Origin of the sequence: Nonomuraea sp. NPDC005983 (assembly GCF_040614375.1) — a bacterium.
Classification (GTDB): domain Bacteria; phylum Actinomycetota; class Actinomycetes; order Streptosporangiales; family Streptosporangiaceae; genus Nonomuraea.
Genome location: NZ_JBEXUP010000012.1, coordinates 61,445 through 83,035 on the forward strand (window position 1 = coordinate 61,445; position 21,591 = coordinate 83,035).

A 21,591-nucleotide genomic window follows, 5' to 3' on the forward strand; every position below is an offset into this window, starting at 1 on the left:
GGATCCTGGCCGGCCCGTTCAAGGGGTGGTCCAACGGAGCGCCCAACGCGACGGCGTTCTCCCAATCGGTAAGTCCCGAAACTCATTGTCAATTTCCGAAGTCCCCTGCACGCGCGGCCTGGTGAGACACCCACGCGTGCAGGGGACTTCTGACAGCCGCGCTGTCCGCAGTCCTGTGCACGACTCGGCGGTATCACCTGTGCTCGTCCGCGCGACGGCGAGGCCCGGAACGCTGTCCGTTAGGGAACGCTCAACGAGACATCCTTCGCCGCCGGTCGGCGACGACACGACCTGCGGTGACGTCGTCTCGCATAGGTGGTCCGTGAAAGTGTCCGGTGACGGGGGCTAAACGGTACGACATCGGAGACACCCTGGTTGCCCGCGGCATCCGCCTGTCGCTCGACGCACCGGCGAGTACACCATCGCGGACCTGATGGAAGTGTTCTCCATCGGCCGCGCCACCGTTAACCGTGTTCTGGACCGCGTTCCCGGCCAGCCCGACGAAAGGCTCGAAGATCAGGCAGTGCCATGAACGCCGCGCTCGGCCCAATCCCGACGCCAGCGCCGACGCCGACACATGGGAGCCCTCATGGAGATCAACCAGCGGCAACTCGATGAGATCTTGGCCGTTTCTCCGCACTAGTCGGTGGGCGCGGCTGGTACGAGGGCAGCCGCGGTTACGTCGATCTTCACCACATGCGAGGAGCGCTCCACCACCTGAAGGCTTCCGGCGAATACCTCGTCGTACTCCTCCATGGCGGCGTCGAACAACTCGGCCAGGAATCGGTTGAACCGCTGCTCGTCGAACACTTGGCCCCAGGCGTCATCGAACCGGGCGAAGGTCCGCCGCCACCCTTCCTTGATCTGCTCCTCCTGTTCGCGGAAGCCGTAGAGCACGATCTCACCGTCCGGTAGTCCCTCCTCGGGGATCGGTATGCGGACGGAGCCGAGGCCGACCCACGTCTGGAACGGCTCGGGTCTCCCAATTTCCACGACGGGCGATGCGGGGAGGTTGTAGTCCTCGAGCGCCATGGCGAAGTTAGCCGTGCCCCATAGGTTTCGTGCGGCGGCGATGGCCCGCATGACCCGCCGCTGCGTTGGGCTGAGCGCGTCGTATGGGGTGTCCGTGTCGATCGGTCCGTCGGGGAAGGTGAGTTCGAGGAGGGGGCCGATCACCTCCAGCGCCTGTTCGTCATCGAGCTTCGGAAGGGACTCGATGAGCGCGTCGAGCGCGCGTCCGGCGGTGGGACCGCAGAGGGGAAGGGTGTTGGCGGCGACGGCGGCAGGGTTCCCGGTTCTGAACGGGACCGACGGGGCCTTCTCGGCGGTCTCCCGGCGCGCGGTCCACGCGAGCAGAACGTCGAGTACGGGGGCGGGCGCGGCCTGGCCGAGTATCCGGGCCAGTGTGACTGCGGCGGCCCACCGCTCCAGCGGCTCGCCGCTGTCCAGCCAGCCGGTGAGAACCGGGCCGATGTCACCGATCGTCGGTGTGCTGTCGCCGGGGTCGGTGAGCATGGCGATGGCGACGGCTGCGGTGGTGCGTACTGCGACGTCGGGTTCGGTGCCGAGTATGCCGCGCAGCCGCGGCACGAGTACGTGCGCTTCCTCGGGGAACCAGGCGAAAAGAAAGGCGGTGAGGCAGCGGACCCGATCGTCGTGGTCAGAGAGCAGAGGGATCAGGTCGGGCAGTCGATCGCGGACGGCGTCATAGGCGTCCAGGCCCCACAGGAACCGGGCCTGGTGCAACCGCTGGCGGTCGGCGTCCCACATGGAGTCAGGGTCCGGCGGACGCTCATCGGTGATGATCGCTTCGGCCTCAGCCCGGAAAGCGGCGATCGGGTAGCCGTTGGGTGCGTCCTCCCGGTTGCCGATCGCGATCCGGGTGAGCAGGTAGAGCAGACGGCTTCGCTGCTCGGGAGCCGCGTCAGGGCTGACCGCCAGCGCGACGAGGTAAGGGATATCGGAGGTGTCTGAACCTTCACGCGTGCCCTGATGACAGCAGGAGTCCCACAGCGTCTCCCACGCCTCGGCGACCTCGTCAGAGTCTTCGGAACACAACGCGCGCATCACAGGGCTCCACTCACCGTCACCGTGCTCGGCGGCCAGAGCGTTCCAGTCGATTGCATCGGGGTTGGCCAAGGCCATCCTTCTGATCAGGTATAGCGGTTGTAGCGGCATGATGTCTGCAAGAAGCCATGATCGTAGCCGCCCATGTCCGACTGGACGAACACATGAACCCCGTTTCGGGGTTTCGGGACGGCTATTGCGGCAGAGAATTTCACCGCCTGGCTCGCTGGCCCGGGCGGTGAACGCGATCTGCGTTGGCCACGCCTGCACCTCCGGTGTCAACCGTGCGGTGCTCCTCGATGTCTAAGTGGCCCTGCCCTGACCTGCGGTTTCATTTGTCCAACGGCTGGAGCGCCGCTTTGGGCAAGCTCTGGACAAAGATCCCTTGGTCGGCTGGAGGGCCGCGTGCCAGCATGGCGACCGAGGCGCGATATGGCGCCTTTTTCTTCAGACGCACGAATATCCGACCACGGGGGTACAAAAATGAACAAGATAACGCGTTCGCTGGCTATCGGTGTCGGCGCGATCTCCGTACTGGTGTCGATCGGCGGTGGCGTGGCCCAGGCGGCGACCTCCTCCGCGTCCACGGAAAGAGGGGCGAGGGTCTCATGCAACGCCCCCGGCACCGGCAACACGACCGTGTGGGGAAAGTGCTGGAACAACGGGAACAGGACCGGTCAGGCTCGGCTGGTGTTCTGGTGCAAAAATATGATCGGCAACGGTTCGCAGCAGAAGAGCACCGGCTGGAAGGACATCAAGCCTGGCAAGACGGTCAAGTTCGTGGGTGAGTGCACGTTCAAGGCCCGCAACCCCGACTTCCAGATCCGCTGACCTCGCACGGGCCCCGAGACGGCCGCCAGAGCTACACGCCTGATGTGTTCAGCCGCTGAGAGTGGGAGCCACCCCAGGGCCGGGTTTGTTCGCGAACACCCAGCGGTTGCTCGCCAGAGCGTCGTTCGGCTCGGGCAGCGGGCCGCGGCCGTGGCGGCGGGTGAAGTCGAACGGCGTGTGGATCGCGGTGGACCAGCCCCGCTCTCTCAGGTCACCGGCCGAGTCGGGGCGCGGCTCACCGTCGAACAGGGCGAGCAGGTCGACACCGATCTGCTCGTTGGCCGCGACGTAGACGGGGCTGGCGCGGACCTCCGGAGACTCCACCCCGAGCTTGACTTCGAAGGCCAGGGTGCTCCCGCCGGCGCTCAGGTGATCCACGGTGTCGATGAGGCACCGCTCGGCGGCCGGCGGGAGGTAGAGCAGCAGGCCCTCGGCCAGCCACGCGGTCGGCGCGGCGGCGTCGAAGCCCGCGTTCACCAGCGATGGGGCCCAGTCGCCGCCCAGGTCGGCTGCGATCGGGCGCCGCGTGGCCATCGGGGCGGCGGCGAGGCCGTTGAGCACACGGCTCTTGAACGCCAGCACGCCGTCGCGGTCGATCTCGTAGACGACCTGGCCTGGCGGCCAGTCGAGCCGGAACGCCCGCGTGTCAAGGCCCGCGCCGAGCAGGACGACCTGCCGGGCACCCGCGCGGGCCGAGTGGATCAGGAAGTCGTCGAGGACGCGGGTGCGCAGGCCGATGTAGCGCCCGAGCCTTCCCCACAGGGGGTTCGCGTCGCCGTCCGGCACCTCCGCCGGGTGGACCGGCCAGGCTGCGGACGCCCGCGCGGCGCGCACGAAGTGCGCGGCGTAGGCGTCAGCGGCCAGGGCATCGGGCCGGTTGGTCTCGATCGCCCGCGCGGCGGCGATCATGAGGGCGGTCAGGCCGACGCCGCTCTCGACACCGGTGTGCGCGGCCCCTGGCATGGGTCCTCCTCTCCCGCGGGCGGCGCCCACGCCTGCGGGTGGTCGTGGGTGGTGAGGTGGGCGCCGTAGACGACGGCCATGAAGCGCAGGATGTCGGCGTCCGGCAGGTGCAGGCTGGTGGTGCAGTCGGTCAGCACGGTCACGTGGAAGCCCTTCTGGAACGCGGTCCGGGCGGTGGAGTCGACGCACACGTCCGTGTACAGGCCCGCGAACACGAGCCGCTCGATGCCGCGGTCGAGGAGGTGCTGCTCGAACCCGGCGCCGAGGAAGGCGTCGAAGCACGCCCGCTTGGTGACGACGCGCTCCTCCGGCAGGGGCGAGACCTGGTGGAACTCCGCGCCCCACGTGCCTTCCAGGCACTTGGGCCGCTTGCCCTGCGCCTGGTCTCGGCGCCGCCAACTCGGACCCTGGTGCTCGGCGTCACCGACGAACCGGACGAAGATCACCTCCGTGCCGCGGGCCCGCGCCCGGTCGACGGCCAGCGCGGTGTTCGTCGCGACGGCGTCCAGCGTCACAGGATCGCCGGGGTAACGGGCGAGGGCCGTCGGCCCGGCGCAGAAGTCGTTCTGCAGGTCGATGACGACCAGCGCGGCGGTTTCCGCGGGGGTCACGAGTCGGCCATCACAGTCGGCCGCCCGTCGGGCTCCAGCACGTCGAGCAGCGCGTTCACCACGGCGGTGGTGGAGTGGCGCCCGCCGGCGTCCGGGGTGGCGAGGCCCCGGCGGCCGAGGGACGCGAGGCCGCGCTCCACCATCCGCACCGCTCCGGCGCAGCCCGCGTGCCGCTCGGCGATCATCGCCGCGGCGCGTACGGTCGCCACCGGGTTGACCGTGTCGGTGCCCGCCAGGTCGTCGGCGGAACCGTGGACGGTCTGGTACTCGACCAGCCCGGCCGCGTCGGGGTGCAGGTAGATGTTCTCGGTGCAGCGGCTCTCCTGGCGTTCGGCGCCGAAGCGGTCGAGCAGGACCACGTGCATGATGTCGGCCCATTCGTTGCCCGCGATGATCATCGTGCGGGGACGCGGGCCGCGTTCGATCAGGTTGCGGTTGACCGTGTCGGGCTGGAACAGGGAGATCTCGACGCCGTGCCGCGCGGCGCTCTCGGACACCCACGCGTCGAGGGCCCCGTCGAGCAGGTGGAACTTGTACGCCATGACGATCTGGTCGGCGCCGCCGTCCGGCCACTCCTGCCGAGCGCGCCGCACGGCGAAGTCGATGACCTTCTCGGTGATCTCCTGGCTGAACGCCGTGGTGCGGATGAGCGCGCCCGGGGCGTGGGTGTTGTCGCCGGTGTAGAAGCCCTGGGCCTCGTCGCGGACCAGCAGCAGTGACCCCTCCGGGGCGGCGATGACGTCGACCTTCACCGCCTGAAGGCGCTGGCGGACCAGGTAGAGCGACTGGGCGTTGATCGCCGTGCGGAAGACGGCCGGGACGCCGCGCGCGGCCCGCGTGCGGCAGAACTCCACGTAGTGGTCGGCGTCCTCCCGCGTGAGCTCGCGAACCCGCTCGATGCCGAGATCGGCCTTCAGCGACAGGTACGAGTGGTAGAGCCTCTCCGACCGGGTGACGCCGATGTCGACCGCATACGCGTCGGCGATCCCGGCCAGCACCCGCTCGAAGACGGCCGCAAGTTCGGGGCCCGTTCCCCGGCCGACGCCAAGTCCGATGACTGGTGCCACATGCACTCCTTTGTCGTCGAAGGCCGATGTGTCAGGCCGCCGAAAGCCTGATCAGATCGGCTCGCCGACCAGGTGATCGCCCGGAATTCCGGTCTTCTCCGGGCTGTAGTAGTCCTTGATGCCGGCGGCCCAGATCGAGACCGTTATCTGGTCGTCGTCCGACGGCCCGAACGCGTCGAAGAGCGCGTGGATGTTCGCGGGCTCGAAGCCGATGGCCGTCATGAGCGCCATGAAGACGCGCCGCTTGATGAGCCCGTCGCCGTCCGGGTCGCCCAGCGCGGCCAGCGCCTCGGCGAACTCCGTGACCGCCCCGTCGAAGCGCTCGGGGGAGAGGACGCACGCGGCGTACTCCTCGAAGGTGATGCGGCCGTCGCGGTTGGCGTCCAGTTCGGCGGCCAGGGTCGCCCAATAACCCCGGAAAGCCGCGAGAATGGCGGATTTGGCCGCGTCGCTGGAGTCGGGGGACGCTGCGACGACACGGGCCGCCATGAGTTCGAAGGCGTCGGAGTCGAGGTAGCCGGTGCCGTCGGCGTCGAGCAGAGTGAAGATGAGCTTTACTCGATCGATGGCCGCTTGCTGCATTCACTGCCGCCTTTCTTGGCCGCCACTCGAAATGAGGGCGGAAATGAAGGGGATCGACCGGATCTGATTATGCCAGGCCGTGACCCGAAAGCTAGTGACGCATTTCGTGGTCAAATGGTGCAAAAAATGACCAACGGAATGAATGCCATAAAAGAATAAATAATCTGATTTGTTCAGGAACGTCGCGTCGCGGAGTGGATCGCGGGGCGACGAGGATGAGCACACCGGCGAACGTGGTGAAGACGAGCATGGCTGTCCGTGAGGCCGCCCGATCAACCTCGTCCGACCTAGAACGTGCAGCTTGACCCCCACGTGGCGTCAGGGCGCACAGTGGCGGACATGAACGCCAAGGAATACACCGTCGGTGTCGTGGCCGACCTGGCCGGGGTGTCGGTGCGCACCCTGCATCACTACGACGAAATCGGCCTGCTGGAACCGCATGACCGCAATGCCGCCGGCTACCGGCTCTACTCCGCCGACGATGTGCGCAGGCTGCAACGTATCTTGTTCTATCGGGAACTGGACTTCGACCTGGACGCCATCGGCGCCATCCTCGCCGACCCGGCACTCAGCGACGTCGACCGGCTGCACGAGCAGCGCCGGCTGCTCACCGAGCGGGTCGCGCGGCATCAGGCCATGGTCGCCGTGATCGACAGGGAGCTGAACGCGCGCAGGGTGGGCATCGCCCTCACTCCCGAGGAGCGGCTGGAAGTCTTCGGCAGCACCCGCCTGGAGGACGGCGCCGAGCGCGCCGAGCAGCGGTGGGGCGACTCCGAACTGTGGCGGCAGCAGCAGCGACGCACCTCACGGTACTCGGCCGAGAACTGGCGTGAGATCCGCGCCGAGCAGGCCGGAGTCCACCAGCGCCTGCTTGAGGCCATGCGCGCCGGTATCCCGGCCACCGACCCGGCCGTCATGGACCTGGCCGAGGAGCACCGGCTGCATCTGGACCGCCGGTTCCACGACTGTGACCACGACACGCACCGCGTCCTGGCCGAGTCCTACCTCGCGAACGAGCGGATCGGCCTCAACTTCGACGATGTTGCCCCCGGCCTGTCCCGCTACATCCACGACGCCATCATGGCCAACGCGGGTCGCTGTTAACGAGCCGTCATGGCGCCGTCCACGGCCATCGGCAGGCCGGTCACGAACGACGCGGCGTCGGAGCTGAGCCAGGCGATCGCCTCACCGATCTCCGGGGGGTTGGCGTAGCGGCCGAGCGGGTGGTAGGCCGCCGTCTGCTCCAGCGTCATGATCCCCTGCTCGATGAGGTCGTCGACCATCTTGGTGCGCACGGCGCCGGGGCAGACGGCGTTCACGCGGATCCCCGAGGTCGCGTACTCCAGGGCGGCCGCCTTGGTCAGCCCCACCACCCCGTGCTTCGCGGCGACGTACGGCGAGACGAAGGGGGCCTCGATGCCGACCAGGCCGGCTACCGAGGCCACGTTGACGATCGAGCCCGAGCCCTGCTCCAGCATCTGGGCGATCTCGTACTTCATGCACCACCAGGTGCCCTTGAGGTTGACCGCGACCGAGGCGTCCCAGGCCTCCTCGTTCACCTCATGGAGCCGGCCGTCGCCCGCGGTGTCCACGCCGGCGTTGTTGATCGCGCAGTCCAGGCGTCCGAACCGCTCGACCGTGAAGTCGACCATGTCCTTGACCGCGTCGGCCCGTCGTACGTCCACCCACACGAAGGCGGCCTCGCCGCCCGCCGCCTCCACCTCGGCGACCGTGCGCTTGCCGCCCTCCTCGTCGATGTCGGCGACCACGACCTTGGCCCCGTGCCGGGCGAACACCAGCGCCGTCGCAGCTCCGATGCCTGACCCGGCGCCCGTGATCAACGCTGCTTTGCCGTCGAGAAGTGAACCTGCCATGGAGAGCCGCTCCCAGTCCTGCGTAGAAGGGGGATAGGAAGTCGCACCGTACTGGAGGGATGATCAACATGTCGAGTTTCGGGGAGATTTGCGCTGTTTGTCCAGAGATTGTGGCCGCGGCGGGCGGCCGCCGACGTGTCCTCCAGCAGGAGACGGCGAGGTCGCGGCGTGATTCGCCGTGCCGCTTTCGTAACGTTGAGTAAATTGTCGTAAGATCTTCGTGCTCGCCCCGCGATCAAGGAGATCGGCCAGAAGAGGTCCGTTGTCGCGCGTTCGGCCCCGGTCGCGTCGCGTTCGCGGTGACCGTGCTCCACTCGCCGACGAGGAGCTCATTGATGTCAGTACAGGTACACACTCGCCACCGCGCGGCGCGCCCACCACTGGGTGAATCCCTGGTCGTACTGGCGACCACGGCCGTTGTCACGGGGGTCGCGTCGCTGACGGCCGTGCTCAGCGCCCCGATCCCGACCCGGACATTCCTGGCCTGGACCCTCGGTGTCGCGGCTGTCCTGGTGTGCGGTGCGGTCACGTCCGCGGTGTACGGCAAACAGCAGATCCGGCAGCTGCGTAGCCGACTCGCCGCCGGTGACGCGGAACTCTTCCGGATGGCCGGCGAGACGATGCCGGGAACGGTGAAGCAGATCCGGGAGGGGGCGTCGGCGGAGTCCGTGCTCGCCGCGGCTCCGCGGCCCGCGAGCAACGCCCAGCAGCACATTCTGCGGGTCTTCGTCAACGAGGTCAGCAGAGAGCAGCGGATACGTGCCGCCACGACGTCCGCGTGCGCCAGTGCCGCCGGCCGCGTTCAGGCACTGGCCACCAGCATGTTGGCCGACCTGCGCGAGATGGAGGACAGGCACGATCGGCTCACTCTCGGCGACCTGCTGAAGCTGGACCACACGACCGCGCAGGCCGGCAGGCTCGCTGACAGCATCGCCCTGCTGACCGGAGCGCGGTCAGGGCGACGCTGGACCAAGCCGATCGTGATGGAGAGCATCCTGCGTGGGGCGATCGGCAGAATCAGCGCCTACCAGCGGGTTCGGGTCCACTCGGTCAGCGCCGCCGCGATCGCGGGGCACGCCGCGGAGGGTGTCATGCACGCCCTCGCCGAACTGATGGACAACGCCACCAGCTTCTCCCCGCCCACCGAAGAGGTGCACGTATACGTGGAGGAGGTCAGCACGGGGATCGTGATCACGATCGAGGACTGCGGCCTGGTGATGAGCCCGGCCGCGCTGGCCCGTGCGGAACGCGCCGTCTCCGCCGAGCCGCTGGACTTCACCACGCTGTCCGGTTCCCGGCTCGGGCTGGCGGTCGTCGGCTGCCTGGCTCGCAAGCACGGGCTGACCGTTTCCTTCCGTCCGTCCTCGCGTGGCGGCACCGGTGTGGTGGTCATGATTCCGCAGCAGCTCATCAGCCAGAACGTCCAGGCGCCGCGGGCGACGCAGCCTCCCCCGCCGATCCCACGCGGCCCACGCAGTCAGCACGTCGCAGCGCAGGCGGGCCCCGAACAGGACGGGGAGCTGCACGGGCTGCCGCGACGTCGTCGGGGGCAGACGCTCGCGGCCGCCTCGTCCGCACACACGGCGCCGCAGCCGGCCGTCGGCCAGGAGCCCAGGTCCACGCGGCGACCTTCCGACGCCGGAGCCAAGTTCACCGCCTTCCATCAGGCGAGCAGGGCACGACAGATTGGTGAGGACGAACCTCGATGAGAAGCTCAGATCAGGAACTCGCCTGGTTGCTTGAGAACCTCCTGGAGAGGACTCCACAGACCAGACACGCGTTGGTGCTGTCGAGAGACGGCCTGCGCCTCTCCCACACCGCCGCGCTCTCCGTGGACCGCGCCGACCAGCTCGCCGCGATCGCCTCCGGTATCCAGAGCCTGTCCTACGGCGCGTCCATCGAGTTCGGAGACGGCACGGGAGGCCTGCGCCAGTCCATGACCGAGTTCCACGGTGGGTTGCTGTTCATCGTGGAGGCGGGAGAGGGCGCGCACCTCGCCGTGGTGGCCAGCGAGGACGCCGATCCGGGTGTCATCGGCCACAACATGAACGAACTGGTGGAGCAGATCGGTGAATACCTGACCGCGCCACCCCGCGCGCCCCAGCAGAGCAGCCGCCTCTGATGTCGCCGCGTCTGGAGGACGAGAACCCGGACCGCCTCTACATGGTGACCGGCGGGCGCAGCAGCGTGACCGACGACGCGCTCGACATGGTCACGCTGATCGTGAGTGAGTGCGAGCCCACCCCAGGCATGCAGTCCGAGCACGCTCGAATACTGCGGCTCTGCAGGAGCCCGACGGCGGTCGTGGAGATCGCGGCGGAGTTGCGGATGCCGGTCAGCGTCGTCTGCATCCTGCTGTGCGACCTGCTCGACACGGGGCGCGTCACCGCCAGGAAACCGCGTCCGGCCCCTGCCGAGACGCGTCTGCCCGACCCCGAAATTCTGAAGCAGGTGCTCGTTGGACTCCAGAAGCTCTGAACCCGTCGCGCGCATCCCGTTGCCGAGCTCCGCGACCACCGGGCTCAAGATTGTGATCGTCGGTGGGTTCGGCGTGGGGAAGACGACCATGGTCAAGTCGGTCAGCGAGATCCGTCCGCTGAGCACCGAGGAGACCATGACGCGGGCGGGGGTCGGGATCGACGACGCGCGCGGGGTGGAGGCGAAGTCCACGACCACGGTGGCGTTCGACTTCGGCCGGATCAGCCTGAACGAGGAACTGGTGCTCTACCTGTTCGGCGCGCCGGGTCAGGAGCGGTTCTGGTTCCTGTGGGACCGCCTGTTCACCGGGACACTCGGCGCCGTCGTCCTGGTCGACACGCGTCGCCTGGCCGACTCGTGGTACGCCATCGACCGGCTCGAACATCACGGCATGCCGTTCATCGTGGCCCACAACCAGTTCGGCGAGTCCACGCACTCGCTCGACCAGATACGTGACGCGCTCGACCTCGCCCACGACGTACCACTGATCGCGTGCGACGCGCGGCAGCGGGAGTCCAGCAAGGCCGTGCTGATCACGCTCGTCAACCACCTCTATGCTCTGTCCTCCGCCCGACAGGTGACCTCATGACCGACGCCACGCACTCCTCCGAAGCCGCCCACTGGTTCGCCGTCCGGCCCGCAGCGCCGGAGCCGAACGCGTTCGACGGCGCCTTCCGCATGTACGGCAGGGCGTACCACCAGAATCCGGCCCGGGCCTTCGAGGAGATGCGCAAGCACGGTCCCGTGGTCCCGATCCTGCTGGAGGGCGACGTACCGGGCTGGCTGGTCCTCGGCTACCGCGAGCTGCGTTACGTGCTCAGCAATCCCAAGCTGTTCATCCGCGACTCGCGCCATTGGAACCAGTGGAACAACATCCCGCCCGACTGGCCGCTCAGGGCGTACGTCAGCTACCAACCGTCGATGCTGTTCGAGGTCGGCGCGGCACACGAGCGCCGGGCGGGCGCGGTCAGCGACGCGCTTGCCGCGGCCGACCAGTTCGAACTGCGGTCACGCTGCGAGCGGGTCACCGAGGGGTTGATCAACACATTCATCGGCTCCGGCCGGGCGGACCTGATGGCGCAGTACGCCAACCCGATCCCGCTGCTCGTCCTCGCGTCGTTGCTCGGCCTGCCGGACTCCGACACCCGCGCACTGGTCGGCGAGGTGGCCACGACGCTGAACGGCGGGCCGGCCGCGATGGAGGCGTACCAGCGGGTGCAGACCATCATGAGCCGGCTGCTGGAGACGAAGCGGCAATACCCGGGGCCCGACCTCCCCTCCAGGCTGCTCGCCCATCCCGCCGGGCTCACCGACGAGGAGCTCACCCAGGACCTGCTCCTGACCCTGACCGCCGGTTCGGATCCGACGGCCACCTGGATCGGCAACACGATCCAGCTCATGCTGACGGACGACCGGTTCGCCATGACGCTGTCGGGTGGCCGGCGCAGCATCGGTCAGGCGCTGAACGAGGTGCTGTGGAAGGAGGCGCCCGGACAAATCGCCATCGGACGGTGGCCGGTCATGGACACCCAGCTCGCCGGCCGCCGCATCCGGGCCGGTGACCTTCTCGTCTGCGGCCTGGCCGCCGCGAACCTCGACCCCCAGGTACGTCCCGACTTCTACGGGGACTCCGTGGGTAATCACGCGCACATGTCGTTCGGGTACGGTGCGCACGGTTGCCCGCATCCCGCGCCGGAGCTCGCACAGATCATCGCGCACATCGCGGTGGAGATGCTGCTCGACCGGCTGCCTGACGTGGTGCTCGCGGTGCCGCCCGAGTCGCTGGAGTGGCGGTCGTCGATCCAGATGCGCAGCCTGGAGGCACTGCCGGTCGAGTTCACCCCCGGCTATCCGGTCTGACGCGCTGGCCCTCCGGGGCGACCCCGCCCAACCTCGCGACGGGTGCGGCGCGCCGCCGTACTTCGGCGCTCCGCCCCCCGTCCGGGCGTGCGGTCTGGGCCCGTCCCGGACGGTGCGGGACGGTGGGCCTGTCGCCGCACGCCTGCCGCGAACGCTCCGACCGGGTTGCCGCGTTGCTTGAGCGCGCTCCCCAGGTCCGCCTCTACCTGCTCTGATCCTCACGCAGCCGCCGTCGCTGCCACCACGCCCAATCGGAGTCGGGCGATGTAGGCGGAGCTGGTGAAGTTCGACGCAGGTAATACCGGTCGATCGGGTGGACCAACGCGTACAGAGATGGTCTGGCCCACGGCGGTAAGGCGAGGAGAGCCTGGTGAAGCCGCCGGCGAGGCGCGGCTCCGCTGCACTCATCGCACTCGCACCTGCTGAGGAGGCGGTCGGCGGTTCCGACAAGGGCCGCCTCCTGCCAAGCCGCCAGAGCCGCCGCTACCGCACCCGGCCACATCCGGGTGTGCTCAAGAGCGATCACCGCAGCCATGGGACGACGACCGAGCCCGGGAACATGATGGATCAAAGCTCTGTGGGTTCCGCACGCCGATCCGCGCGTACGGACCTCAGAAGGGCGCCTACGCGGCATGGCCCTTTCTGGTCGATGTCATGAGCATGATGATCGCATGCTTGGAGCGTGACCTCCAGGCCCCTGATCGCCGAGGCAGAAACGCGACTCCGGGATGATCGACGGTCACTCCGGCAGGTCCGCATCGTCTGATGACGACAGATCCACGACCTTGGATGGACACGAAGTGTCAATGTTTGAAGTTTCATGACCTGTCCATGCCCTATATGGGGTTTTTTGCGGCTTGTCGTTTTACGCTCCGCGGCATGCGTGTTAAGTCCCGGGCTCTGGCGATCCTCGTTGCGGCCGGCGTCGTCGCCGGCTCGATCGCTGTCCTGTCCTCACCCTCCGCGGCCGCGGCCCCCGGAACCGTGGTCATCAGCCAGGTCTACGGCGGGGGTGGCAACTCCGGCGCCCCCCTCACCAACGACTACGTCGAACTGTTCAACCGCAGCGGCGCCCCCGTGTCGCTGGATGGCTGGTCCGTGCAGTACACCAGCGCCGGCGGCACCGGGAATTTCGCCTCCAACAAGGCCGACCTCTCCGGCACCCTCGCCCCCGGCCAGTACCACCTCGTGCAGCTCGCCGCCGGCAGCACCCCCAGCGGCGCGCTGCCCAAGCCCGACAGTGTCGGCTCCATCAACCTGAGCGGCACCGCGGGCAAGGTGGCGCTGGTCCACTCCTCCGACGGCCTGGCCTGCAACGGCTCCTCCGCCCCCTGCTCCGACGCCCAGGTCGCGCTGCTCGCCGACCTGGTCGGGTACGGCAGCGCGAACTACTTCGAGGGCTCCCCTGCCCCCGCGCTCACCAACGCCACCGGCGCGTTCCGCAAGAGCGGCGGGTGCGCCGACACCGACGACAACGGCGCGGACTTCGAGACCGCGGCCCCGGCGCCGCGCAACAGCGCCACCGCCCCGGCCCCCTGCGGCGGCGGTGACCCGTCCCCCTCCCCGACGGGGAGCCCGACGCCCACTCCGTCCGGGACGCCGACACCAAGCCCCACCCCGACCGTCACGCCCACCGAGAACTGCGACACCGCGCCCACGCACCGGATCTCCCAGGTGCAGGGCAGCGGCGAGGCCAGCCCGGTCGAGGGCCAGGCCGTCCGGGTCGAGGGCGTCGTCACCGGCTCTTTCCAGGGCTCCGGCCAGTTCGGCGGCTTCTACATGCAGGCACCCACCCCCGACGCCGACCCGGCGACCTCCGAGGGCCTGTTCGTGTTCTCCTCCTCGCCGGTCAAGACCGGTGACCGGGTGCTCGTCTCCGGCAAGGCGATCGAGTACAACGGCCTCACCGAGATCTCGCCGTCCACCGCGGTGAACGTCTGCGGCACCGGCGCGATCAAGCCGACCGAGGTGAAGTTGCCCCTCGAGAAGGGCGTCTCCTTGGAGCGCTACGAGGGCATGCTCGTCACCTTCGACGGCGACCTCGCCGTCTCCGAGATCTACAACCTGGGCCGGTACGGCGAGATCACTCTCTCCAAGGGCACCCGGCTGTGGCAGCCGACCGACCGCAAGGGCGTGGACACCGAGAAGGACGCGCGGCGCACGATCCTGCTCGATGACGGCTCCAACGTGCAGAACCCGCCCACCCTGCCGTACCACACCGGGGGGTCGGACACCGTCCGGATCGGCGACGAGGTGAAGGACCTGACCGGCGTCCTCACCTACGGCTTCGGCGGCTACCGCGTCCAGCCGACCGAGCAGGTGGCCTTCAAGGCCGAGAACCCGCGCCCCGCCCAGCCCGCGAAGGTCGGCGGCGACGTCCGGGTGGCCAGCCTCAACACCCTCAACTGGTTCACCACGCTCAAGTCCCGCGGCGCCACCACCGTCGTGGAGCGGGACCGCCAGCTCGCCAAGCTGGTCGCGAACATCACGACGCTCGACCCCGCCGTGGCCGGGCTGATGGAGGTCGAGCGCAACAACGACGTGGCGCTCAACAGCCTGGTCGACGCGCTCAACGCCAAGGCCGGCGCCGGCACGTACAAGGCGATCACGCACCCCAACCCGGGCACCGACCTCATCCAGACCGCGCTGATCTACCAGCCGGCCAAGGTCACCCCGATCGGTCCGGCACGGTCGTCGTCCGACCCGATCTTCAACCGGCCGCCGCTGGTGCAGACCTTCGGCAAGGCCGAGGGGGCCGGCGAGACCTTCACGGTGCTGGTGAACCACTTCAAGTCCAAGGGCTGCAGCGACAGCGACGGGACGGCCTCCGGCGCCGACGCCGACCAGGGCGACGGGCAGAGCTGCTACAACGCCAAGCGCGTCAAGCAGGCCAAGGCCGTGCTGGCCCTGATCGACAGCCTCAAGTTGACGAACGCGCTCGTCCTCGGCGACATCAACGCCTACGGCGAGGAGGACCCGATCCACACCTTCGAGGACGCCGGCCTGACCAGCCTGAGCAAGAAGTACGTCAAGAAGGCCGACCGCTACAGCTACGTCTTCGGCGGCCTGTCCGGTGAGCTCGACCACGTGCTGACCGACAGGAGCGCGGGCAAGCTGGTGACCGGCGCCACGATCTGGCACGTCAACGCTGACGAGGGCCGGTTCATGGACTACAACACCGAGTTCAACCCGCCCTACCTCTACCAGCCCGACCCCTTCCGCTCCTCCGACCACGACCCGCTGCTGGTGGGTCTGAAGCTCTGAAAGCACGGGTGGGCCGCGGCGGAGAACCTCCCGCCGCGGCCCACGCCGTACGGGGCTGGTGCTCACCCACTGCGGTCCCTGCTGGGGCGTGTCGGACCTCAGATCAGCGGGAGGCGGCGCACTCCTGTCATGGCCGGTGTGGGCATGAAGTCCACAGGGTCGTCCGGATCGGTGCGCAGGGGGTTGAACCGGTCGAGCAGGATGTTCAGCGCGACCCGCCCTTCCAGTCGGGCCAAGGGGGCGCCCAGGCAGAAGTGGATGCCGCGGCCGAAGCTGAGGTGCGGGTTGGGGTCGCGGGCGGGATCGAAGACGTCGGGGTCGGGGAACTGCCGGGGATCTCTGTTGGCCGCTCCGAGCCAGATCATGACGAGTTGGTCGGCCGGTATCGTCACGCCGCCGAGTTCGACCTCGCGGGTGGTGGAGCGGCCGAGCATGGCGAACGGGGTGAGGAAGCGGAGGGACTCCTCGATGACGGCCGGGAGCGAGGCGCGGTCGGCCCGTACCTTGTCCTGCTGCTCGGGGAAGGCGTCCAGGCACAGCACCGTGCTGCCGAGCAGCATCGTCGTGGTGACGTGCCCGGCGAGCAGGAGGACGATCGCGAAGTTGACCACCTGGTCGTCGGGCAGGCGTTCGCCGTCGACCTCGGCCTCGACCAGCTTGGTGAGCAGGTCGGCGCGCGGCTGTCGCCGGCGTTCCGCGGCGTGGCCGGCGAGATAGGCGGACATCTCCCGCCACGGTCTCATCGTGGCCTCTACGTCCAGCTTCTGCTGTTCGGCGGGCTCGGTGAGTGAGACCTTGGTGTCACGCTGGAACAGCGCGTCGGCCCACTGCTTGAACAGCGCGCGATCGCTGCTGGGCACACCCAGCAGCTCGGCGATGACGATGACCGGAAGCGGATAGGCCAGATCAGTCACGAGCTCCAACCGGCCGCGATCTTGCGCGGCGTCGAGCAGTTCGTGGGTGACGACGGCGATCCTCGGCTCGAGGTCCGCGACGACCTTGCGGGTGAAGGCGCTGCTGACCAGCTTGCGCAGCTTGCCGTGCTCCGGCGGGTCGATCTGCGTGATGAAGCCCGCCAGCGAGAACTCCTCGCTGTCAGGCATCAGGTCCTTGGGGACGACGCGCATGGTGTCGGAGGAGAACGTCGCGGGGTCGCCGAGGACCTCCTGCAGTTCGGGGTAACCGTAGACGTTCCACAGTCCGGTGCCGGCGTCGTACTCGACCGGCCGGCCCGATCGCGGCCCGTGCAGCCAGAAGTGCTGTTCGGGGATGTTGTACCGCTCGACGATGTCGGACATCGCCTCTCCCTTGGTCGTAGGTTCCTTGAGCGGATCGGTCGCCGTGCGGACCACCGTGCACGCAGAACGTGAGCCGGTGTTCCCGGCCCAGGTTCCTCGGTACTGGCACGGCGTGTAACCCGGTAGCGGACGCGGTGGCGCCGTACCGGGGGCCTGAGGGATTTCATCCGGAGCTCCGGTTCTCGTCTCTCAGGCTCTTGCGGTACTCCTCCCAGCGCTGAAGTGCCTCGTCCGCGTCGCGCTCGGTGAAGGCGAAGAACTCCTTGGTCTCCTCCAGCCGCGCCCGTTGCTCGGAGCGCTCGCCGCCGAGGACGGACAGCCCGAAGTCCAGCACCTCGATCGCCGGCCGCATGAAGGTCAGCTGGACCCGCAGGACGTGCGCCCAGCCCCCTTGAACCACCTGATAACGGTGCTCGCGCTTGGACGTGGGGACGCGCTCGATCATCCCGCCGGCCTCCAGCTGCCTGGCGACCGTGCTGATCGCGGTCTTGCTCACGCCGAGCTCGGCGGCCAGAGCGGTGAGCGACTGGTGCGGCGGGTCACAGATCATCAGCCACGCGTAGAGACGGCCCATCGTCCGCGTCCCGCCGAAGCGCTCCATGATGAGGCCCATGCGGTCGACGAACTCGCTCTCCCGGGCATCCATCTATGTGAACTCCAGCAGCATCGTGAAGTACATACTTTACGTACGGTACGTCAGCCTCCTCCGTTGAGCAATGGCCGGGAAGGGGACGAGCGGCAGCGGAGTGGTCACTGCCACTTCAGCGAGGCTCGTGTCGTCCAGTAGGTCTGGGGGTTCTCGGTCAGCACGGCCAGGCGCTCGTCCAGTTCCGTGTCCCAGCCGACGCGGGTCGCGGTCAGGTTGCTGCGGAACTGATCCACCGAGGCGGCCCCGCTGAGCACCACACCGGCCCACGGTCGGGCGAGGACGGCGGCCAAGGCCAGGGCGTCCGGCGCGACGCCACGTTCTCGCGCGGCACGGGCGAGCGCAGGAGGGGCGGCGTGGGAGGTCAGGCGGCCGTTCGCCACGCCCTCCTTGACGATCACGCCCAGGCCGGACCGGTGCGCCCGGGCCAGAGCGGGGCCGGCGGAGCGCTCCAGCAGGTTCCAGGTGGCCTGGACCGTGTCGAACAGGCCGATCTCGATCGCCCGGTCGATGGTGTCCGCCTGGCGCGGGCCGGTGGTGGACAGTCCCACCGAGACGCCCCCGGCGTGCAACTCGCGCAGTTCGGCGAGGACGTCCTCGTCGTCGAGCACGCCGCTTTCGACGGTGGCCGAGTGGATCTGGTAGAGCGACAGGTGCTCGCCCAGCAGCGCTCGGCTTTGGTCCAGCTGTTGTCGCAGCCGGTCGGCGGACAGCTCCTTCTCCTCGTACCGGTCGGCGCCCATCCGCCAGCCGCCGACGTAGGCGTACCCCCACTTCGACCCCACGGTCACCGACCCGGGTGCGATGGCGCGCGCACGCAGCCAGCCGGCGAGGAACTCCTCGGCTCTGCCGTAGGAGCGGGCCACGTCGAAGTACCGTACGCCGGCCGCCATCGCCGCATCCAGCACCGCCCAGGTCCGCGCCCGCATCGCGGCGACGCTGCGATCCTCGCCGAGATCCTCCTCCCGGCCGAGTGTGATGTACGCCGGTCGGCCCAGCGCGGCCAGCCCGACCCCCACCGGCGTCACCGGCAACCCGGTCCGGCCCATCGGCCGCACAACCAGCTCGTCACCCATCTCGGCGCCTCTGCTTTCTCAGTCGATACCGTCCGTCCACCACATGCTTCCCGTGGTACCGGCGCCGTGATCGGGATGAGCTCTTTGGGCTGACGCGCGGGCAGGTTTCAGCGCTTGGCGGGGCCGACCGCGACGATCTCGCCCGCTCCGGTGCGCTCAGCCGTCGAGGCCGGTCTCGGCGGCCAGCGGGACCTCGCCCGCGGTCTTGCTGTAGCCCAGGGCCTCGACGATCAGGCCGTCGCGGACGTGCATGAGGTTGACCCCGCGTACGGAGTCGGCGGGGCCGTCGCCGAAGCGGTAGCGCCAGCGGATCGTCGCCCGCTCGCCGGCGACCTGCACGTCTTCGGGCTCGAACTGGGTGGTGCGGTCTTCGGCGATTGCCTGCCAGAACGCCAGGCAGGCCTCGCGGCCTTCGTAGCGGGCGCCGTCGGGGGCCGGCTGGACCGCCTCCATCACGCAGTCATCGCCGATCAGGCCGGTGAACGCGGCGGGGTCGTGGTCGACGAAGGCCTGGTTGAAACGGGTGATGACGTCGGTCGTCGTAGGGAGCGCCATGAGAGTTCCTTCGAGAGATAGAACGTTCGGTCTGGATATGTATATCGACCGGTCGTTCTACCGTCAAGCGATGACAACCGACCGCCTGTCGGCCGTCTTCGACGGCCTCGCCAAGGTCATCGCCGAACCCGACGTCCCCGGCTGCCGCTTTCTCGCCGCCGACTCCCGGGTCCGCTCCCTCGCGCTGGTCGCGCCCGGTCCCTCCTCGTCCACAGCGAGACCGCCGCCGTCCCTGACGGAGCCCGGCACTTCACGGCGACCCTCTGACCGGAGGCGCGTGCCGCGCCCCGCAGTTGCGGCAGGCGAGCCGGCCCCGAAATGTCGCCGCTACTTCAGTCGGGGCGAAACGTCCCCGGCGTCGGAGAAGGTCTGCCGGTAGTGTTCGGCCGCCTGAGCCATGTCGGTGCTGATGAGGTCGAAGAACCGGCTCGCGGTCTGGAGCCGGATGCCGGCCGGGGTGTGGGCGCCGAGGACGTCGACGCCTTCCCGGACGGTATCGGCCCACAGCGTCATCGACCGCATGCCCACCAACCACGCCCGATACCAGACGTCAGCGTCGATGCTGTACCGCTCACGCCGATTGTCACGCTCGCGTTTGACGAGCCCCACTTGCTCGAGCCATTTGACGCCCTTGGAGATCGACGCGGGGCTGACCCGCAGCCGCTCGGTCAGGTCGGCGACGGTCATGTTGCCTGTATCGCTGGTGAACAGGGCGGCCATCACCCTGGCCGCCATCGTCGGTATCCCCCCGAACCTCGCAGTGAGTCTCTCCTCGAGCTCCTGTACCGCCCGGGGGTCACGCCCGTTGGCATCCGCGATGGCCGGCGAGCTCGAAGGGGGATGCGGCCGCCGGCGGGCGCGCCAGCCGGTCGCCTGTTGCGCCCGGACCGCGCGATAGCCGTGCGGGCCGCCGTTGCGTGCGATCTCGCGGCCGATGGTCGATCTCGGCCGCCCCAGGCGACGGGCGATCTCCGCATAGGTGAGCCCCTCCGCCAGCCCTTCGGCGATCTTGCGGCGGTCCTCGTACGTCAGGTGGCCACCCGGCATGCGTCCTCCCGGCCCTTGCTTTTACGCACGCACAAGTATGCGTCCAGGTGTGCGTGAATGCGACACGCAGCAGGGGTCTGTTGCATTTGCCGACACCGTCGTTGCGCCAATTACTCCGCGCTGGCCTGCGATAACGACGTTCGCGACTTGCCGAATTCTCAAACGCATCCGTAGCGTTTCCTCATGCGTGAACGATGGCCGTACACGCGGAGAGAACCGACATGACCCAGTCACATCCCGCGCCCGCGCTGCCGGCCGAGCGCAGCACGGAGCGCCCCTTCGACCCTCCTGCCGGACTCGCGCCCCCCGCCCTGGTCAACCGGTTTCCGACCCTGCGTCTGGCCGTCCCGCCAGAGGATCTGGCGCTGCGCACCGACATGGCCGACTACGGCGTCCACCAGCTCCCGGTCGCCTGGGGCGCATAAGCGACGAATCCAAAGGAGACCCCTGGCATGGCTGCCAAGATATGCCTCGTAACCGGCGCCTCATCCGGCATCGGCCACGCCACCGCACTCGAGCTCCTGCGCGGCGGCCACGTCGTGTACGGCGCGGCGCGGCGGGTGCACATGATGGAGGCGATCCGCGAAGCGGGAGGTCACGCCCTGCCGATGGACGTGACCAAGGAAGAAGATCTCCAGCGGGTCGTCCGTGCCGTCCTGGACGCGCACCAGCGGATCGACGTCCTGGTGAACAACGCGGGAGCCGTCGTCCACGGCGCGGTCGAGGACACGCCGCTGGCGATGGCGCGAGACGAGTTCGAGGTCAACGTGTTCGCGCCGGCCCGGCTGACCCAGCTCGTCCTGCCGCAGATGCGCGCGCAGGGCTCGGGCACGATCGTCAACGTGTCCTCGATCGGCGGCGAGATCGCCCTGCCGTTGGGCGCCTGGTACTACGCCTCCAAGCACGCTCTGGAAGCCTTCTCCGACACGCTCCGCATGGAGGTCGAGCCGTTCGGCATCGACGTCGTCGTCATCCAGCCCGGCATCATCAGGACCGACTTCGAGGCCGGAACCGCGCGGCAACTACGGGAGATCTCCGGAAACGGCGCCTACCGGCAGATGGTCGAGGCCATGGCACGCGCGGCCGAGCCGGGGCCGGGCCAGGACAACCAAGCCTCAGACCCCGACGTGGTCGCGACGGCGATCCGGCAGGCCATCGAGTCGGACCAGCCGGAAACCCGCTACGTCATGGGCTGGCAGGGCGAAGCCCTCCTGCGCCTCAACAGGACCCTCTCAGACCGCGAGTTCGACGCACTGGTGACCGGCTCGCGCAGATGATTCGCCCTGCGCGGCTCCCGACGCGAACCGCACCAGGGGTGGCCGGCCCACGGCAGCAGCGCAGGCTCCCGCGACGCCGACCTGGGGCTCGACTA

At 68.8% G+C, this 21,591-nt stretch carries 21 protein-coding genes; 10 read left to right on the top strand and 11 right to left on the bottom strand.

The features are described from left to right. Positions 1-639: 639 nt before the first annotated feature. Entirely contained in the window at positions 640-2,349 is a 1,710-nt protein-coding gene (locus tag ABZ297_RS08645; protein ID WP_355341556.1) for a hypothetical protein, read from the bottom strand. A 201-nt stretch (positions 2,350-2,550) separates the two neighbouring features. Here ABZ297_RS08645 and ABZ297_RS08650 point away from each other — a divergent pair, with 201 nt between their 5' ends. After that, a complete protein-coding gene (locus ABZ297_RS08650) occupies positions 2,551-2,898 on the top strand; it encodes a hypothetical protein (protein ID WP_355341559.1) in 348 nt (115 codons plus the stop codon). A 48-nt stretch (positions 2,899-2,946) separates the two neighbouring features. Here the strand turns inward: ABZ297_RS08650 and ABZ297_RS08655 are convergent, their stop codons facing one another. From ABZ297_RS08655 to ABZ297_RS08670, 4 genes are read right to left on the bottom strand one after another with little or no spacing between them, the layout of a single operon-like run. Further along, entirely contained in the window at positions 2,947-3,861 is a 915-nt protein-coding gene (locus ABZ297_RS08655) for an SAM-dependent methyltransferase (RefSeq protein WP_355341562.1), read from the bottom strand. Next, complete coding sequence (locus ABZ297_RS08660; RefSeq protein WP_355341565.1) at positions 3,816-4,472, bottom strand: isochorismatase family cysteine hydrolase; 657 nt, start codon at positions 4,470-4,472, stop codon at positions 3,816-3,818. The genes ABZ297_RS08655 and ABZ297_RS08660 overlap by 46 nt, the downstream gene beginning before the upstream one ends. Next, the gene (locus tag ABZ297_RS08665) at positions 4,469-5,539 is read right to left on the bottom strand and encodes an isocitrate/isopropylmalate family dehydrogenase (protein WP_355341568.1); all 1,071 of its coding nucleotides are present in this window, start codon (positions 5,537-5,539) and stop codon (positions 4,469-4,471) included. The genes ABZ297_RS08660 and ABZ297_RS08665 overlap by 4 nt, the downstream gene beginning before the upstream one ends. Positions 5,540-5,590: 51 nt before the next feature. Beyond that, positions 5,591-6,121 (bottom strand): calcium-binding protein, encoded by a 531-nt coding sequence (locus tag ABZ297_RS08670; protein WP_355341571.1) that lies wholly within the window; start codon positions 6,119-6,121, stop codon positions 5,591-5,593. A 339-nt stretch (positions 6,122-6,460) separates the two neighbouring features. Here ABZ297_RS08670 and ABZ297_RS08675 point away from each other — a divergent pair, with 339 nt between their 5' ends. Beyond that, entirely contained in the window at positions 6,461-7,225 is a 765-nt protein-coding gene (locus ABZ297_RS08675; protein WP_355341574.1) for a MerR family transcriptional regulator, read from the top strand. On the opposite strand, the gene ABZ297_RS08680 is transcribed toward ABZ297_RS08675, so the two are convergent. Then, complete coding sequence (locus ABZ297_RS08680) at positions 7,222-7,995, bottom strand: glucose 1-dehydrogenase (RefSeq protein ID WP_355341577.1); 774 nt, start codon at positions 7,993-7,995, stop codon at positions 7,222-7,224. The two genes, ABZ297_RS08675 and ABZ297_RS08680, sit on opposite strands and share 4 nt — an antisense overlap. 335 nt (positions 7,996-8,330) lie before the next feature. Between ABZ297_RS08680 and ABZ297_RS08685 the strand changes: the two genes are divergently transcribed. The 6 genes from ABZ297_RS08685 (at position 8,331) to ABZ297_RS08710 (ending at position 15,597) form a co-directional block, all read left to right on the top strand. Further along, positions 8,331-9,704 carry an ATP-binding protein gene (locus ABZ297_RS08685; protein WP_355341580.1) on the top strand — a complete coding sequence of 458 codons (1,374 nt, stop codon included), beginning with the start codon at positions 8,331-8,333 and terminating at the stop codon, positions 9,702-9,704. Next, positions 9,701-10,117, top strand: a complete 417-nt coding sequence (locus ABZ297_RS08690; RefSeq protein WP_350804135.1) for a roadblock/LC7 domain-containing protein — start codon at positions 9,701-9,703, stop codon at positions 10,115-10,117. Before ABZ297_RS08685 ends, ABZ297_RS08690 begins: the two co-directional genes overlap by 4 nt. Beyond that, on the top strand, positions 10,117-10,473 hold the full coding sequence (locus ABZ297_RS08695; RefSeq protein ID WP_355341583.1) for a DUF742 domain-containing protein: 357 nt from the start codon (positions 10,117-10,119) through the stop codon (positions 10,471-10,473). Before ABZ297_RS08690 ends, ABZ297_RS08695 begins: the two co-directional genes overlap by 1 nt. Then, complete coding sequence (locus ABZ297_RS08700) at positions 10,454-11,062, top strand: ATP/GTP-binding protein (protein ID WP_355341586.1); 609 nt, start codon at positions 10,454-10,456, stop codon at positions 11,060-11,062. Before ABZ297_RS08695 ends, ABZ297_RS08700 begins: the two co-directional genes overlap by 20 nt. After that, positions 11,059-12,333 (top strand): cytochrome P450, encoded by a 1,275-nt coding sequence (locus ABZ297_RS08705; protein ID WP_355341588.1) that lies wholly within the window; start codon positions 11,059-11,061, stop codon positions 12,331-12,333. Before ABZ297_RS08700 ends, ABZ297_RS08705 begins: the two co-directional genes overlap by 4 nt. An 879-nt stretch (positions 12,334-13,212) precedes the next feature. Further along, positions 13,213-15,597, top strand: coding sequence for an ExeM/NucH family extracellular endonuclease (locus ABZ297_RS08710; protein ID WP_355341591.1), 2,385 nt, complete (start codon positions 13,213-13,215; stop codon positions 15,595-15,597). A 98-nt stretch (positions 15,598-15,695) separates the two neighbouring features. On the opposite strand, the gene ABZ297_RS08715 is transcribed toward ABZ297_RS08710, so the two are convergent. The 5 genes from ABZ297_RS08715 to ABZ297_RS08735 form a co-directional block, all read right to left on the bottom strand. After that, positions 15,696-16,895: a cytochrome P450 gene (locus ABZ297_RS08715; RefSeq protein ID WP_355341594.1), complete on the bottom strand. Its 1,200-nt coding sequence runs from the start codon at positions 16,893-16,895 to the stop codon at positions 15,696-15,698. A 163-nt stretch (positions 16,896-17,058) separates the two neighbouring features. Then, on the bottom strand, positions 17,059-17,541 hold the full coding sequence (locus ABZ297_RS08720) for a hypothetical protein (RefSeq protein ID WP_355341597.1): 483 nt from the start codon (positions 17,539-17,541) through the stop codon (positions 17,059-17,061). Positions 17,542-17,645: 104 nt separating this feature from the next. Then, positions 17,646-18,617 carry an aldo/keto reductase gene (locus ABZ297_RS08725; RefSeq protein WP_355341600.1) on the bottom strand — a complete coding sequence of 324 codons (972 nt, stop codon included), beginning with the start codon at positions 18,615-18,617 and terminating at the stop codon, positions 17,646-17,648. Between the two features lie 156 nt (positions 18,618-18,773). Continuing rightward, positions 18,774-19,172 carry a nuclear transport factor 2 family protein gene (locus ABZ297_RS08730; protein ID WP_355341603.1) on the bottom strand — a complete coding sequence of 133 codons (399 nt, stop codon included), beginning with the start codon at positions 19,170-19,172 and terminating at the stop codon, positions 18,774-18,776. Positions 19,173-19,499: 327 nt separating this feature from the next. Next, positions 19,500-20,219: a helix-turn-helix domain-containing protein gene (locus ABZ297_RS08735; protein WP_355341606.1), complete on the bottom strand. Its 720-nt coding sequence runs from the start codon at positions 20,217-20,219 to the stop codon at positions 19,500-19,502. 221 nt (positions 20,220-20,440) lie between these two features. Here ABZ297_RS08735 and ABZ297_RS08740 point away from each other — a divergent pair, with 221 nt between their 5' ends. Further along, positions 20,441-20,644 (top strand): hypothetical protein, encoded by a 204-nt coding sequence (locus ABZ297_RS08740; protein ID WP_355341609.1) that lies wholly within the window; start codon positions 20,441-20,443, stop codon positions 20,642-20,644. A gap of 27 nt (positions 20,645-20,671) precedes the next feature. Continuing rightward, the gene (locus ABZ297_RS08745) at positions 20,672-21,496 is read left to right on the top strand and encodes an oxidoreductase (RefSeq protein ID WP_355341612.1); all 825 of its coding nucleotides are present in this window, start codon (positions 20,672-20,674) and stop codon (positions 21,494-21,496) included. Positions 21,497-21,591 lie beyond the last annotated feature (95 nt).

What these genes read in the sequence shown, in the direction of transcription:
- ABZ297_RS08650 (WP_355341559.1), top strand. Translation starts at nt 2,551, where the DNA reads ATGAACAAGATAACGCGTTCGCTGGCTATCGGTGTCGGCGCGATCTCC.
- ABZ297_RS08655 (WP_355341562.1), bottom strand. Translation starts at nt 3,861, where the DNA reads ATGCCAGGGGCCGCGCACACCGGTGTCGAGAGCGGCGTCGGCCTGACC.
- ABZ297_RS08670 (WP_355341571.1), bottom strand. Translation starts at nt 6,121, where the DNA reads ATGCAGCAAGCGGCCATCGATCGAGTAAAGCTCATCTTCACTCTGCTC.
- ABZ297_RS08675 (WP_355341574.1), top strand. Translation starts at nt 6,461, where the DNA reads ATGAACGCCAAGGAATACACCGTCGGTGTCGTGGCCGACCTGGCCGGG.
- ABZ297_RS08680 (WP_355341577.1), bottom strand. Translation starts at nt 7,995, where the DNA reads ATGGCAGGTTCACTTCTCGACGGCAAAGCAGCGTTGATCACGGGCGCC.
- ABZ297_RS08685 (WP_355341580.1), top strand. Translation starts at nt 8,331, where the DNA reads ATGTCAGTACAGGTACACACTCGCCACCGCGCGGCGCGCCCACCACTG.
- ABZ297_RS08690 (WP_350804135.1), top strand. Translation starts at nt 9,701, where the DNA reads ATGAGAAGCTCAGATCAGGAACTCGCCTGGTTGCTTGAGAACCTCCTG.
- ABZ297_RS08695 (WP_355341583.1), top strand. Translation starts at nt 10,117, where the DNA reads ATGTCGCCGCGTCTGGAGGACGAGAACCCGGACCGCCTCTACATGGTG.
- ABZ297_RS08705 (WP_355341588.1), top strand. Translation starts at nt 11,059, where the DNA reads ATGACCGACGCCACGCACTCCTCCGAAGCCGCCCACTGGTTCGCCGTC.
- ABZ297_RS08710 (WP_355341591.1), top strand. Translation starts at nt 13,213, where the DNA reads ATGCGTGTTAAGTCCCGGGCTCTGGCGATCCTCGTTGCGGCCGGCGTC.
- ABZ297_RS08715 (WP_355341594.1), bottom strand. Translation starts at nt 16,895, where the DNA reads ATGTCCGACATCGTCGAGCGGTACAACATCCCCGAACAGCACTTCTGG.
- ABZ297_RS08720 (WP_355341597.1), bottom strand. Translation starts at nt 17,541, where the DNA reads ATGGATGCCCGGGAGAGCGAGTTCGTCGACCGCATGGGCCTCATCATG.
- ABZ297_RS08725 (WP_355341600.1), bottom strand. Translation starts at nt 18,617, where the DNA reads ATGGGTGACGAGCTGGTTGTGCGGCCGATGGGCCGGACCGGGTTGCCG.
- ABZ297_RS08730 (WP_355341603.1), bottom strand. Translation starts at nt 19,172, where the DNA reads ATGGCGCTCCCTACGACGACCGACGTCATCACCCGTTTCAACCAGGCC.
- ABZ297_RS08735 (WP_355341606.1), bottom strand. Translation starts at nt 20,219, where the DNA reads ATGCCGGGTGGCCACCTGACGTACGAGGACCGCCGCAAGATCGCCGAA.
- ABZ297_RS08740 (WP_355341609.1), top strand. Translation starts at nt 20,441, where the DNA reads ATGACCCAGTCACATCCCGCGCCCGCGCTGCCGGCCGAGCGCAGCACG.
- ABZ297_RS08745 (WP_355341612.1), top strand. Translation starts at nt 20,672, where the DNA reads ATGGCTGCCAAGATATGCCTCGTAACCGGCGCCTCATCCGGCATCGGC.